We start from the raw sequence: 13,564 nt of genomic DNA on the forward strand, positions 1-13,564 counted from the left end.
GGTGTGATCGATGCTGTGGTGGTGGGCTCCGGCCACAATGCCCTGACTTCTGCCTGCTACCTGACCGATGCCGGAATGTCGGTGGAGATCGTCGAACGCGACACCGTCGCGGGCGGTGCGGTGTCGACGGTGGAGCGCTTCCCCGGCCATCGAGTCGACCGCGGCTCGTCCGCGCACATCATGATCAGGCACACCGGGATCGTCGAAGAGCTCGGACTCGAGGAGTTCGGGCTGCGCTACATCGACTGCGATCCGTGGGCATTCGCCCCGGGCGACGTCGACACCGCCGAACGCGCCATCGTCTTCCATCGCAGCCTCGATCGAACGTGCGAGTCCATCGCTGCCGCCTGCGGGCCCGCCGATGCGCGCGCCTACCGTTCCTTCGTCTCGGTGTGGGGTCCGCGCAGCGAACGCACCATGCGCGCATTCGGTGGGCCGCCCACCGGGTCCAAACTGCTCCGATCCTTCTGGGGACTCGGTGCGCCCGACGGCGGCAGCGCGCTCTCGCGCGAGTTTCTTGCCACCGGCGATTCCCTGCTGGACGAAATGTTCACGAGCGAGCGACTCAAGGCTGCGCTGGCATGGTTCGGAGCGCAGTCCGGCCCGCCGATGTCCGAGCCCGGCACCGCCCCGATGGTCGGGTTCGCGGCTCTGATGCACACGCTCCCACCGGGCCGCGCCGTCGGCGGTAGCGGCGCACTGACCGAGGCGATGATCGCCCGGCTGCACCGGGACGGGGCAGCGCTGACGCTCGGCGATGCCGCCGTATCGCTGACGCGTCGCGCGCATGGCTGGACGACGAGGACCGCGTCGGGACGGGAGATCGACAGCACGATCGTCGTGGCCGGGTGTCACATCCTGACCACGCTCGACCTGCTGGCGGAGGGCGGACACGACGCGGCGCAGCTGGCCCGGTGGCGCTCCACCATTCGGGTGGGTCCGGGGATCGGTACCGCGGTTCGGTTGGCCACCGACGCGCTGCCGCAGTACCCGAGCGCCGACTGCATCGAGGACGGTACCCACGGTCTCGCGCTGCTCGTCCGCGACCGCGCGCAATTGCGGTTGGCTCACGGGCACGCTCTCGCCGGGGAGCTGCCGCCGAAACCCGCTGTTCTCGGCATGTCGTTCAGCGCCCTCGATCCGACGATCGCGCCGCCGGGTCAGCATCAGATCTCCCTGTGGTCGCAGTGGCATCCGCACACTCTCGCCGATGGCCGCCGGTGGCGCTCGAACGTACCGGGGCAACGTTCTTTGGCCGAGGTCGAGGGTGATCGAATCGTCGCCGAGCTCGATCGCTACGCCCCTGGATTCGCCGCGTCGGTCCTCGATCGGTACGTACAGTCGCCGCCGGACATCGAGCAGGAACTCGGACTGATCGGAGGCAACATCATGCACCTGGACATGTCACTGGACCAGATGATGATGTGGCGTCCTCATCCCCAACTGGCCGGCCACCGCGTTCCCGGAGCAGACGGTCTCTATCTCACCGGCGCGTCGACTCACCCGGGAGGCGGCGTCACAGCGGCCAGCGGCCGTTCGGCGGCGAGAATCGCACTCGCGGACGCACGCGCGGGGCGTCGTCGCGCATTCTTCAGCAGGAGACGAGCATGAAGATTGCCCCGACGGTCTTCGCGATCGGTGCCGTCGCCGCCCAGATCTGCTATCCGCTCGTATCGGGTTCGACGCGGGACGCGGTGACCATCGCGGTGGTCGCGCTACTCGCGCTGGCGTCGATCGCGCACGCCGTGCTGTACCGCGGAAAGCTGTGGGCGGCGGCTCTCGTGATCCTGACTGCAGGAACGGGATTCGTGTCCGAGCTCGTCGGCACGGCCACCGGGTTTCCCTTCGGCGAGTACTTTTACGCGCAGAATCGACTCGGCCCCAGCCTGTTCGAGGTCCCCGTGGTGGTTCCACTCGCCTGGACGGCGGGGTTCTATCCGATCTGGTGCGCGGTCACGTTCATCGTCGGCCATCTCGGTGCGACACGGCTCCGAGCGTCTGCATTCCGAATCGCCGCGGTCGCAGTCGGGATGGTGGGCTGGGACCTGTATCTCGATCCTCAGATGGTCACCGACGGCCAGTGGACCTGGACGTCCGGTGCCGTCGGACTGCCGGGTGTGTCGTCGATCCCGTTGACCAACTACGCGGGTTGGCTGTTGGTGGCGACATTGATGGCCGCAGTCATGGAAGCGGTGAACCGCGTGGTGGCCCCGCGCGCGTCCGACGACGTCGTTCCCATCGGGCTGTTCCTGTGGACGTGGCTGGGTTCGGCGCTCGCGCACGCGGTGTTCCTCGACGGACCCGAACTACGATTCTCGGCCGCCTACGGATTCGTCGTCATGGGTAGTGTCGGAATCCCGTTGCTGTGGATCGCACGTCGTCGCGGATCTCTACGTAGCCGACACGCACCGATGGCAACCCCTGCCGACTGACACCGACGCGACGCCCTGGCACGATGTCGCTGTGCAGTCGACATCACGAACATCCGCTCGAACCCGCCGACGCCGAGTTCTCTCGGTGCTCGCCCTGACGCTGCTGGTCGCGCCGATGCTGGCCGGCTGCTTGCGGGTTCAGGTCACGATGGGTGTGTCGGCCAACGACCGTGTGGCGGGTCAGATCGTCGCGGCGACGGTCCCTACCTCCGACACCGACACCGGCCCCGAACTCGTGGTGCCCTCCTCGATCGAGGACAAGGTCCGCGTCGAGCCGTACAACCAGGACGGGTACGTCGGGTCGCAGGCCATCTTCGACGACCTCTCGTTCGGTGATGTTCAGACACTCGGCTCGATCTTCCAGAACGCGGCCGGATCGTTTCAGCTGACCCTGCAGCGTTCGGGCGACACCGTGACGCTCGCCGGTAATGCCGACCTGTCGTCGGTACCGGTGCAGGGGTCCGACGTGCAGTTCACGATTGCGTTTCCCGCCCGTATCGGGACCACCAACGGCACTCGCGAAAGCGACAACTCGATCTCGTGGAAGCTGCCGGCAGGCGAAGTCACCTCGGTGCGTGCCGAGGTCAACTACCCGGACCCCAACACTCGTAGCTTCGCCGGCTGGGCGGGCATCGTGGGCGGCGTGACCGTCGGAGTGGCCGCTATCGTCGGTGCCATGGCCTGGGTGTCGCGGAACCCACCGTTGGGCAACCGTCGTAAGCGCGCTGCCGAGACGGGCGAGTCGAACGACCGAACGTCGGTGTGATCACCCCCATCTCGTCCCGCACGACAGATCTCGCCGAATGACGGTCCTGACCCGGGCGACTCGGGCGACTGCCGTTCTCGCCTCCACCTCCGCTGCCGTCGCGGTGTTCAATGCGCTGTTCGTGCCGGGTTTGCGTCGACCGAGCCGTGACGTCACCGAACGGGTCGCAGTGTGCATCCCCGCGCGCAACGAAGTCGACACGCTGCCCGCGTTGATCGGCGATCTCACGCGTCAACGATTCTGCACCGACCTGCAGGTCGTCGTCCTCGACGACGATTCGACCGACGGAACGGCAGCCGCTGCCGTCACCGCGGCTAACGGCGATCCGCGATTCCGCGTCGTGACCTCCCACGCGTCGCCGCCGCCCGGGTGGACGGGTAAAGCCGCCGCGTGCGCCGAACTGGCTGACTCGGTCGACGTGGACACGACGATCGTCATGTTCGTCGACGCGGATGTCCGGCTCGAACCCGAGGCCGTCGCCGCCGCTGCGAGAAGGTTGCGCCGCCGCGGCGACGCTCTGACGTGCCCCTGGCCCGAGCAGGTGGCGGGTGGTCTCGCCGAACGCCTCGTCCAACCGCTGCTCGCGTGGTCGTGGATGTCGACGCTGCCCGTGCCGGTCGGCAATGCGACGCTGCTGCCGTCGATGGCCGTCGCCTGTGGGCAGTTCATGGCGTTCGATGCGGCCGCGTATCGCGTCGTGGGCGGCCACAGCTGCGTCGCGTCGAGTGCCACCGAGGATCTGGACATCGCGCGTGTCCTGCGTCGACGCGGGTTCTCGACGTCGGTTGCCTCCGGTGCCGGGTTCGTACGGTGCCGGATGTACCGCTCGGCCGCCGATGTTCGGGCGGGTTACAGCCGGTGGCTGTGGAACGAGTTCGGTGGGCCCGTCGGTTCGGCCACGGCTGCCCTTGCGCTGGGAACGGTCTACCTGTTGCCGCCGGTCGCGGCGGTCTTCGGTTCCGGTTCGACGCGGCGACTGGGTCTCGTCGGTTACCTCGCCGGGACCGTATCGCGCGTGGCATCTCGTCGGCGCGAGTCGGGACCCCGATTCGGCGCTCGCGACGTAGTCGACGCCGCGGTGCACCCGCTGTCGATTCTCGCGTTCATCGGGCTCGTTGCGGAATCCCACGTGCGACGACGCCGCGGCGCGCTGAGCTGGAAGTCGCGTCCGATGCCGACGTCGTAACGCCGATCACAGATCAGACGCGCGCCGCTGCCAGCCCCAGGTTGCTCAGAACCTCACGTGTCGCGCGCGCGAAATTCAACGTGATGAAGTGCAGCCCGGGCGCACCTTCGGCGATGAGCCGCTCGCCGATGCTCGTGGCGAGCTCGATACCCACCTCTCGAACCGCGGCCTTGTCTTCCTCGGCTCCGGATCCTGCTGCGCGAGTGAACTTCTCGTCCAGATGCGACGGCAATGTCGTGCCCGAGAGCTCGAGCATCCGGCGCACCGAACGCAGCGAGGTGATGGGCATGATCTCGGGAATGATCGGCTTGGCACCCTGCTCGGGGTCGTATGCGCTGACGCGATCACGCAGCCGCAGGTAGTCGTCCACGTCGAAGAACATCTGCGTGATCGAATACTCCGCTCCCGCACGCAGCTTCCCGACGAGGCACCTGGTGTCCTGCTCGAGATCGTCGGCGCGGTGATGGCCTTCCGGGAACGACGCCACTCCGACGTGAAAGTCGCCCAGTTCGCGGACCATACGCACCAGCTCTTCCGCGTACTCGACTCCCTCGGGATGCTTCTCCCACTCGCCGAGTGGATCTCCCGGGGGGTCACCGCGAAGAACGAGGATGTTGGTGATGCCGCGGTCGGCGTACGACCCGACCATCGAGCGCAACTCGGCGACACTGTGCGACACGGCAGTGAGATGCGCCACTGGCAGCAGTGTCGTCTCCTCGGCGATCTGACCGGTGACGCGCACCGTTCGATCGCGGGTGGAACCACCTGCGCCGTACGTCATCGACACGAACGCGGGCTGGAGTTGCTCGAACTCTCGCACTGCTTGCCACAACCTGGCCTCGGCAGCCTCGTCGCGCGGGGGCGAGAACTCCACCGAGAACGGGATCCTCGCTTCGGGTTCGGTCCGCAATCGGTCGACGATCGACGGCGTCCTCGTCACGAATCCTCGGCTCGACCGCCCCCTGACGGAATCTTCGCTCACCCGAAGATCATAGGTTGCGCTGCGCCGCCGGCCCGCTGGGCATCCCCCGACGGCGTAGTTCACTGCTCGTCGGTGCCGGGTTCGGGTGCCTATTACTGTGGGACTGTAACGCGTCTTTCCCACGAAGACCTTGGAGGATCGTCCTGTCCGGAGACCTGTCCGCGCCCACCAACTCTGTGTCCGTGAATGCGACGTCGCTACGGGATTCCGTCGATGCGAAGCTCGCGGAGTTCTTCGCCTCGCGTCGTGCGGTCGTCGACAGCGTCGGCGGTGGCTACCCGGCCGCAGTGGCCGACCTCGAGGCGTTCGTACTACGCGGCGGCAAGCGCATGCGCCCAGCCTTCGCGTGGACCGCGTGGCTCGGCGCGGGCGGTGAGCCCACCGGGGACCGCGCCGACGCAGTACTGCGTGCGTGCTCGGCACTCGAGTTGATCCAGGCCTGCGCATTGATCCACGACGACATCATCGACTCGTCCCGCACCCGCCGAGGCTTTCCGACCGTGCATGTCGGCTTCGCTCAGCGACATCGCGATGCGGGGTGGTCGGGCTCGGCAGATCACTTCGGTGTCTCCGCTGCCGTTCTCGTCGGCGACCTGGCGCTGTGCTGGGCCGACGACATGCTGCGCGAGTCGGGTATCGACACGGACGCGGCGCGGCGGGCGCAGCCCGTGTGGTCCGCGATGCGTACCGAGGTGCTCGGCGGTCAACTCCTCGACATCGAGGCCGAAGCCGGGACGGACGAGAGCGTCGCGGCAGCCATGCGCGTCAACCGGTACAAGACCGCCGCCTACACAGTCGAACGCCCGCTGCACCTCGGGGCCGTTCTTGCCGGGGCCGGCGAACCGCTGACTGCGGCGTACCGCAGCTTCGGTGCCGACATCGGCATTGCCTTCCAGCTGCGCGACGACCTGCTCGGCGTGTTCGGCGACCCGGAGATCACCGGCAAGCCGTCGGGTGACGACATCACCGAGGGCAAGCGCACGGTGCTCATCGCCGTGGCCTTGCAACAAGCGGACGCGAGCCGTCCCGATCACGCGGCGAAGATTCGAGCCAGTCTCGGTACCGAGCTCAGCGAGAGCGAGGTCGCCGACATCCGATCGATACTCACCGAACTGGGCGCCGTCGACGCCGTCGAACGACAGATCGACGAACTGGGCACCCGGGCCGTTGCCGCGCTGGACGACAGTTCCATCGATCCGATCGCCGCCGAACACCTTCGTGCCATGGCCACCGCCGCCATCCAACGGCAGTACTGAAAGAGAGCGTCATGTCTACGATCCGAACCGTTCCCGGCCGCACCGACTCGGTCGTCGTCGTGGGAGCTGGATTGGCCGGCCTGGCCGCGGGGCTCCACCTACTGGGCGCAGGCAAGAAGGTCACGATCGTCGAGCGCGACGACACCGTGGGCGGCCGCGTGGGGGTGTATCCGGTGACCGACTCCGACGGAACGCATCTCTACGACATCGACAACGGTGCGAGCGTACTCACGATGCCGAACCTGGTGCTCGAAGCGTTGGCCGCCGTGGGTGCCGACTTCGAGTCCACGACGCCGCCGATCCGGCTGACGTCCCTGTCGCCGTCGTACCACACGCGGTACGCCGACGGCACGTCCATCGACGTCTACTCGGACCCGGCGGCAATGGCCGCCGAGGTCGAGCGGACCTGCGGTACGGCCGAGGCGCAGGGCTACCGCGATCTCCGGCGCTGGCTCGCCGACATCTTCGATGCCGAATTCGACCGCTTCATCGACTCGAACTTCGATTCGCCGCTGGACCTCGTGGGATCCAAGGCCGCGATCACCGATACCGCAACGCTGACGAAGCTGGGCGGCTTCGGTCGCCTCGGGCCACGGGTCGATCGTTTCCTGAAGGACACCCGTCTGCGCCGAGTGTTCACGTTCCAGGCCCTCTACGCCGGCATGGCACCGCAGAAGGCGCTGGCCGTCTACGGTGCGATCGCACACATGGACACCTCCCTCGGGGTGTTCTTCCCCGAGGGAGGCATGGCGGCTATCGGGCGGGCCATGGCCGACGCGTTCGTGACGGCGGGCGGCACGCTCGAACTGGGCACCGACATCGTCGACATCACCGTCGACCGCGGCCGTGCCGATGCCGTCCTCACTGCCGATGGACGTCGAATCGCTTGCGACGCATTGATTCTCACCGCCGACTTGCCCGTCGTCGATCGCCTGCTCGATCGCGCCTCGGTGTCGAAGAAAGGCAGGCGCAACGGGTACGGCGTCGTGTCGCCGTCCGCCGTCGTGGCCCACGGAACGGTTCCGGTCGAACTCACGGCGTCGTGGCCTGCGCGGGCGCACCACACCATCGACTTCGGTGACGAATGGGCCGAGACCTTCCGCCGGATCACCGCCCGCTCCGGCAAAGGATCTCTGATGGCCGATCCGTCACTGCTGATCACGCGGCCGTCGGTGAGCGATTCGGGCCTCGAGGTCGTGCGCGACGGGGTCCGCAGCGAGCCGGTCTCGATCCTCGCCCCGTGCCCCAACCTCGACAGCGCTCCCCTCGCCTGGACCGAACTGGCTCAGCCCTACCTCCGAGAGATTCTGGCGACGCTGGAGGGCCGCGGATACACCGGACTCGCCGACGCTTTCGTGCTCGATCACATCGACACACCGCAGACGTGGGCGGACAAAGGCATGTTGTCGGGCTCGCCGTTCTCGTCCGCGCACGTCTTCCGGCAGACCGGGCCTTTCCGGAGAAAGAACATGGTCGCCGGCCTCGACAACGTGGTTCTCGCCGGCTCCGGAACCACTCCCGGTGTGGGCGTGCCGACCGTCTTGGTCTCGGGCAAGCTGGCGGCAGAACGAGTGACAGGGCCGCGAGGGCGGTAGGTTCGTCCGATCGACTGCGTCGACCAACTAAGCTGAGCGCGATCGTTTGCCGGTCGCGATCTTTGCTGCGACCATGATCCTTCGGCCGACAGCGAGAACGCGTCGGCGCGGAGCCACATCTCGACACACACGACTCGCAGCAGAGGAGGAGCAGGCGGCAATGTCTTCGGTTTCGTCGCACTCCACCTCCGAAGGGCGCTCGTCGGACGGGTCTGCACCGGTGCCTGCGCGGCATCCGTCGAGACTGACGACCACCGGAAACTTCCTGCGAAGTCCCGAGGGCAAAGCAGCGATCCTCGGGGTTCTCGGTGCGGTCTGCATCATGTTCGGTGGATTCGGCGCGGGCAGCGTGCGCCGTCGTGACCCTCTGCTCGAAGAGATGCATCTGTCGTGGCTGCGATTCGGCCACGGCTTCGTGCTGTCGACCGTCATCGTCTGGGCCGGTGTGCTGTTGATGATCACCGCCTGGGTCAGGCTCGGCAGAGCCACGCTGCACGGCCGCACCACGGTGGGCGAGCTCCGGTGGATCGTGCCCGCGTGGACGGCACCGCTGCTGCTGTCGGTGCCGATGTTCAGCCGCGACGCTTACTCGTACCTCGCTCAAGGTGCGTTGCTACGGGACGGCTTCGACCCGTATGCCGTTGGGCCCGTGGCCAATCCGGGAATCCTGCTCGACAACGTCAGCAACGTGTGGACCACGACCACTGCCCCGTACGGGCCGCTGTTCCTTCTCCTCGGTCGCGGCATCACGAGCCTGACCGGCGACAATGTGATCGCCGGAACCATGCTGCTTCGCCTGACCATGCTTCCCGGGCTCGCTCTGATGATGTGGGCCGTCCCGCGACTGGCCACCCATCTGGGCGGGCGCGCCACAACGGCGGTGTGGCTCGCCGTGCTCAATCCCCTGGTGCTGATCCACCTCATCGGCGGAGTGCACAACGAGTTGCTCATGGTCGGCCTGATGACCGCGGGCATCGTGCTTGCGCTCGAGCGTCGCCACGTGGCCGGCATCGCGCTGGTGGCGATCGCCGTGGCCATCAAGGCAACTGCCGGTCTCGCTCTGCCGTTCCTCGTGTGGATCTGGATGCTGCACCTCCGCGACAAGGCGCGCGAAGAAGGCCGCACACCGCCTGCACCGATTCTGGCGTTCACGAAGACCGCGGGCATCGGAGCGGCCGTCTTCGTCGCGGTGTTCGCCGTCGCGTCCGTGATCGCCGGAGTCGGCATCGGCTGGCTCACGGCGTTGTCCGGCTCGGCGAAGATCATCAACTGGCTGTCACTGCCGACGATCCTCGCGCATCTGGTGACCGTCAGCACCTCGTGGTTCCTCGATCTGCGTCTCGGACCGGTTCTCGACGTCACCAGGTTGCTGTGCGCGATCGCCTTGGTGGTCATCCTGGCCGGGGCGTGGTGGTTGGGCCGCCGATCCGAGCGGGACGCGGTCAAGGGCATCCTGATCGCTCTTGTCGCCACTGTCGTTCTCTCCCCCGCCGCGCTGCCCTGGTACTACTCGTGGCCGTTGGCGATCGCGGCCGGCTTTGCGTTGTCCCGCCGAACTCTGATGGTTCTCACCGGCCTGTCGACCTGGCTGATGCTGGTGTTCCAACCCGACGGATCCATCGGCCTGTACACGTTCGTGCACGTGGCCCTCGCAGTTTTCGCTGCAGTCGTTGCCGCGCTGGCGCTGACCCGAGTCGACCCGTTGCGTTTGCGATCGGACCGCTCCCGGGAACACCGTGCCGTACCCAACGCCCCCAAGACCGCGCCCGTCTCCACCGAAGACGACGCCACACCGTGAGGTCCCGCGCCATGAGTGCCCGCGTATCGAGAGAACTGACCGACATCGATCCTGCTCTGCACGAGGCGTATCGCATCTGCCGCGAACTGAACGCCCAGCACGGCAAGACCTATTTTCTGGCAACCAGACTGTTGCCCGTCGACAAGCGCGCAGCCGTGCACGCTCTGTACGGTTTCGCTCGGATGGTCGACGACATCGTCGACCTCGAGGGCACCGACATCGCGGTCGGTTCGGACGAACTGAACGCCCGCAGAATCGTCGAACTCGACATCATCGAATCCCGGGTGCGCGACGCCTTGGCCGGAAAACCGCTGTCCGACAGCACATCCGATCAGGTGTTGAGCGCATTGTGCGACACGGTCGCTCGGTACGAGATTCCCCACGATTACTTTTTCGCGTTCATGCATTCGATGCGCATGGACATCCCGGGCAGCGCGATGTTCGTCTCGCGGTACCGAACGATGGAGCAGTTGAACGAGTACATGTACGGATCGGCCGCAGTCATCGGACTGCAGATGTTGCCGATTCTCGGAACGGTGGTTCCGCGAGCCGAGGCGGAGCCGTCGGCTGCGGCGTTGGGCGAGGCGTTTCAGCTGACCAACTTCATCCGCGACATAGGTGAGGACCTCGACCGCGACCGCATCTATCTCCCGACCGACGAACTGGCGGCCTTCGGGGTCGACGAGGATCTGTTGCGGTGGTGCCGGACCACCGGCTCGGTCGATGCCAGAGTCACCCGCGCCCTCGCCCACTCGATCGCCGTCACCCGGTCGATCTACCGGACGTCGGACGCCGGGATCGACATGTTGGATCCGCGAGTGCGTCCGTCCATGCGAACGGCGTCCATTCTGTACGGCCGCATTCTCGACGAGGTCGAAGCGCAGGGCTACCGGGTGCTTTCCCAGCGCGCGACCGTGCCGCAGTGGACGCGCGCACGCGTCGCGCTGCCGCAGTTCGCCGTCACCGGCTGGAAGCGCGCCACGGTCCGCTGACGACCGCTGTTCCAGCTGCTAGAAGGCCATTGCCTGAGCGCGTCTGATCACTTCGCGCATCAGGTCACCGTGCAACGCTGCGACCGGGGTGCCGGGCAGACTGTCGTCCTCGGCGAACAACCACCGCAGAATTTCTTCGTCCTCGTAGCCGCCGTCGTGCAGCACCGCCAGCAGGCCGGGCAGACCCTTGACGATTTCGCCCTTGGTCGTGTCGAAGAACTGCTCGGGCACGCCGGGGACGCGGGAACGCTTGAGAGCCAACAGCTGACGATCCCGCACGAGCTGCTCGACGCGCGTCTTGGGGACGTCGAGGATCTTGGCGACATCGGCGAACTGCAGCAGAGAAACCGACGGATCGAGCACGTCGTCGGCGTAGGGAATGGCACTCACGCGGGTAACGTTAACGGGTCCGGCGTCCAGACTTCAAAAGTGACGCGGCCCGCCACGGAGACCGAAGACACGAACCACGATCGTCGGTGAGCACCCACGGCGCCGATACCATCGTCGTCAGGCGTCCGGATTTCGAGCGGACACATCGAGGACGACGAGGGGAGGTTCGGTGATACCGGGTTCGATGCTCGATCGTCGATATCGAATAGACGCACCGATCGCACGGGGCGGAATGTCGACGGTCTACCGCGGACTCGACACCAGACTCGATCGACCTGTCGCGGTGAAGATCATGGATCCGAAGTTCGCCGAGGACCCGCAGTTCGTTCAGCGATTCGAGTTCGAGGCACGCGCGGTGGCCAGGCTGAGCCACCCCGGTCTGGTGGCCGTGTACGACCACGGGCGGGACGGCGATCACGCATTCCTGGTCATGGAGCTCGTCGAGGGCGGAACGTTGCGCGAGCTGCTGCGGGAGCGCGGGCCCATGCCGCCGCACGCCGCAGTCGCCGTGGTTCGCCCCGTGCTCGAGGCTCTCGCCGTCGCACACCGCGCCGGTCTGGTGCACCGAGACATCAAACCGGAGAACATCCTGATCAGCGACGACGGAGACGTCAAGATCGCCGACTTCGGGCTGGTCCGAGCCGTCGCCGCCTCCACCGTCACCTCGAGCAGTGTGATTCTGGGCACGGCCGCGTATCTGTCTCCCGAACAGGTCACCACCGGCTCCGCGTCCGCGAGCAGCGACGTCTACGGCGTCGGAATCGTACTGTTCGAGCTGCTCACCGGACGCACCCCGTTCACCGGCGACACATCCCTGTCCATCGCCTACCAGCGCATCGACAACGACGTTCCGCTCCCGTCGACCCTCATCGCAGGCGTGCCACCACAGTTCGACGACGTGGTCCAACACGCCACCGTCCGCGACCCGGAACACCGATACCGCAACGCCGACGACATGGCCCGCGCGCTGCGCACTGCCGCGTCGGCGCTGGCACTTCCCGCGTACCGGGTGCCCGCTCCCCAGCGTTCGGCACAGCACCTGAGCTCCGCGGCTGCGGGCGCACCGACGACAGTCGCCGGCGATCGACAACCGCCCACCCGCACCCAGGTAGTGCAGAGTGCTCCCCCGGTACCGCCGCCCGACGGCGTGCACCACACCCGAGTGGTCACGTCACCGACATCCCGCGAAATCGAGTACGAACCGCAACCGGACGACCCGCAGCCGGCGGCACCCCTGGGCCGGCGACACTACGAATTTCCCGACTTCGCCGCCGATCGCCAACGGTCCCGGCGGGCCATCGTCGTCTGGTTGGTGGTCGTTGCATTGCTGGCGGTGTTGGTCGGTTTCGGCGGCTGGTGGATGGGCTCGGGCCGATACACCGCAGTTCCGATGGTCGACGGTCTCGACACCACCGGTGCCACGAGCGCGATCGAAGCGTCGGGCTTGGAAGCAACGGTTCGGGGAACGTACTCCGACACCGTCTCGACCGATCTGCTCATCGGCACCGACCCCGTCGGTGGTTCCCGAATCGCCAAGGGCGACACCGTGTTCCTGCTCGTCTCACTGGGCAGCCCGATCGTCCCCTCCATCGACTCCGACGCCTCCGTCGAAGACATGCAGCAGCAATTGCGCGACAGAACCTTCACCCCGGTCGACGGCGGCGAGGCATTCAGCACCACCGCACCGATCGGCGGCGTCGCGGCGCTCGATCCCCCGCCGGGAACGGTGTTGAACACCGGTGCCGCAGTCACCGTGCTGCGCAGCAAAGGTGCACCGCCGGTGCAGGTTCCCGACGTCCGCGGACAGAGCGTCGATCAGGCACGGACGACTCTCGAATCGGTCGGCATCACCGTCGACGAGGTCCGCGAGACGTTCGACGAGGACACCGACGGCGGAAAAGCGATCGGCACGAATCCGAAGGCCGGCCAGACCGTCAAGTCCGGCACCACCGCCGTCCTCGACGTGTCGACCGCAGTCACCGTGCCGTCGCTCCTCGGCCGTTCGGTGGGATCCGCACGCACGACTCTGGACTCGCTGGGACTGACGATCGATGTTCGTCAGGTGGTCGACACGGACGGCTCGTTGGTCATCTCCCAGAGCCCCGGAGCCGGTTCACGGGTGGAACCGGACTCCGAGGTCATGGTCGTCTCACTGCCCTGACCCCCG

The 13,564-nt window shown here is 67.0% G+C and carries 11 protein-coding genes; 9 read left to right on the forward strand and 2 right to left on the reverse strand.

Translation table 11 applies throughout. The features are described from left to right. Positions 1–3 precede the first annotated feature (3 nt). From J1M81_RS12970 to J1M81_RS12985, 4 genes are read left to right on the forward strand one after another with little or no spacing between them, the layout of a single operon-like run. Positions 4–1,611 carry an NAD(P)/FAD-dependent oxidoreductase gene (locus J1M81_RS12970; protein ID WP_027497356.1) on the forward strand — a complete coding sequence of 536 codons (1,608 nt, stop codon included), beginning with the start codon at positions 4–6 and terminating at the stop codon, positions 1,609–1,611. Next, positions 1,608–2,432 carry a carotenoid biosynthesis protein gene (locus J1M81_RS12975; RefSeq protein WP_032374354.1) on the forward strand — a complete coding sequence of 275 codons (825 nt, stop codon included), beginning with the start codon at positions 1,608–1,610 and terminating at the stop codon, positions 2,430–2,432. The genes J1M81_RS12970 and J1M81_RS12975 overlap by 4 nt, the downstream gene beginning before the upstream one ends. Before the next feature lie 31 nt (positions 2,433–2,463). Next, positions 2,464–3,198, forward strand: coding sequence for a DUF3153 domain-containing protein (locus tag J1M81_RS12980; RefSeq protein ID WP_045841254.1), 735 nt, complete (start codon positions 2,464–2,466; stop codon positions 3,196–3,198). A gap of 37 nt (positions 3,199–3,235) precedes the next feature. Beyond that, entirely contained in the window at positions 3,236–4,384 is a 1,149-nt protein-coding gene (locus J1M81_RS12985) for a glycosyltransferase family 2 protein (protein ID WP_032374355.1), read from the forward strand. Positions 4,385–4,397: 13 nt separating this feature from the next. Here the strand turns inward: J1M81_RS12985 and metF are convergent, their stop codons facing one another. Then, positions 4,398–5,324 carry a methylenetetrahydrofolate reductase [NAD(P)H] gene (metF, locus tag J1M81_RS12990; RefSeq protein ID WP_032374356.1) on the reverse strand — a complete coding sequence of 309 codons (927 nt, stop codon included), beginning with the start codon at positions 5,322–5,324 and terminating at the stop codon, positions 4,398–4,400. A 179-nt stretch (positions 5,325–5,503) separates the two neighbouring features. Between metF and J1M81_RS12995 the strand changes: the two genes are divergently transcribed. The 4 genes from J1M81_RS12995 to J1M81_RS13010 all read left to right on the forward strand — a co-directional run bounded on the left by J1M81_RS12995 (position 5,504) and on the right by J1M81_RS13010 (position 11,007). Next, entirely contained in the window at positions 5,504–6,622 is a 1,119-nt protein-coding gene (locus J1M81_RS12995; protein ID WP_045841359.1) for a polyprenyl synthetase family protein, read from the forward strand. A gap of 11 nt (positions 6,623–6,633) precedes the next feature. Continuing rightward, on the forward strand, positions 6,634–8,217 hold the full coding sequence (crtI, locus tag J1M81_RS13000) for a phytoene desaturase family protein (protein ID WP_196249560.1): 1,584 nt from the start codon (positions 6,634–6,636) through the stop codon (positions 8,215–8,217). Positions 8,218–8,377: 160 nt separating this feature from the next. Beyond that, positions 8,378–10,015, forward strand: coding sequence for an alpha-(1->6)-mannopyranosyltransferase A (locus J1M81_RS13005; RefSeq protein WP_032374357.1), 1,638 nt, complete (start codon positions 8,378–8,380; stop codon positions 10,013–10,015). A gap of 11 nt (positions 10,016–10,026) precedes the next feature. Beyond that, positions 10,027–11,007 carry a phytoene/squalene synthase family protein gene (locus J1M81_RS13010; RefSeq protein ID WP_032374358.1) on the forward strand — a complete coding sequence of 327 codons (981 nt, stop codon included), beginning with the start codon at positions 10,027–10,029 and terminating at the stop codon, positions 11,005–11,007. 18 nt (positions 11,008–11,025) lie between these two features. Here J1M81_RS13010 and J1M81_RS13015 read toward each other — a convergent pair whose 3' ends face one another. After that, positions 11,026–11,397: an Rv2175c family DNA-binding protein gene (locus tag J1M81_RS13015; protein WP_027497362.1), complete on the reverse strand. Its 372-nt coding sequence runs from the start codon at positions 11,395–11,397 to the stop codon at positions 11,026–11,028. 184 nt (positions 11,398–11,581) lie between these two features. On the opposite strand from J1M81_RS13015, the gene pknB reads away from it, so the two are divergent. After that, complete coding sequence (gene pknB / locus J1M81_RS13020) at positions 11,582–13,558, forward strand: Stk1 family PASTA domain-containing Ser/Thr kinase (protein ID WP_206498153.1); 1,977 nt, start codon at positions 11,582–11,584, stop codon at positions 13,556–13,558. The last annotated feature ends 6 nt before the right edge of the window (positions 13,559–13,564 follow it).

Origin of the sequence: Rhodococcus sp. KRD175 (assembly GCF_017168275.1) — a bacterium.
Classification (GTDB): domain Bacteria; phylum Actinomycetota; class Actinomycetes; order Mycobacteriales; family Mycobacteriaceae; genus Rhodococcoides; species Rhodococcoides fascians.

Excerpts from the sequence above, each read along its gene's own strand:
- J1M81_RS12975 (WP_032374354.1), top strand. The coding sequence starts at position 1,608 with ATGAAGATTGCCCCGACGGTCTTCGCGATCGGTGCCGTCGCCGCCCAG.
- J1M81_RS12985 (WP_032374355.1), top strand. The coding sequence starts at position 3,236 with ATGACGGTCCTGACCCGGGCGACTCGGGCGACTGCCGTTCTCGCCTCC.
- crtI (WP_196249560.1), top strand. The coding sequence starts at position 6,634 with ATGTCTACGATCCGAACCGTTCCCGGCCGCACCGACTCGGTCGTCGTC.
- J1M81_RS13005 (WP_032374357.1), top strand. The coding sequence starts at position 8,378 with ATGTCTTCGGTTTCGTCGCACTCCACCTCCGAAGGGCGCTCGTCGGAC.
- J1M81_RS13010 (WP_032374358.1), top strand. The coding sequence starts at position 10,027 with ATGAGTGCCCGCGTATCGAGAGAACTGACCGACATCGATCCTGCTCTG.
- pknB (WP_206498153.1), top strand. The coding sequence starts at position 11,582 with ATGCTCGATCGTCGATATCGAATAGACGCACCGATCGCACGGGGCGGA.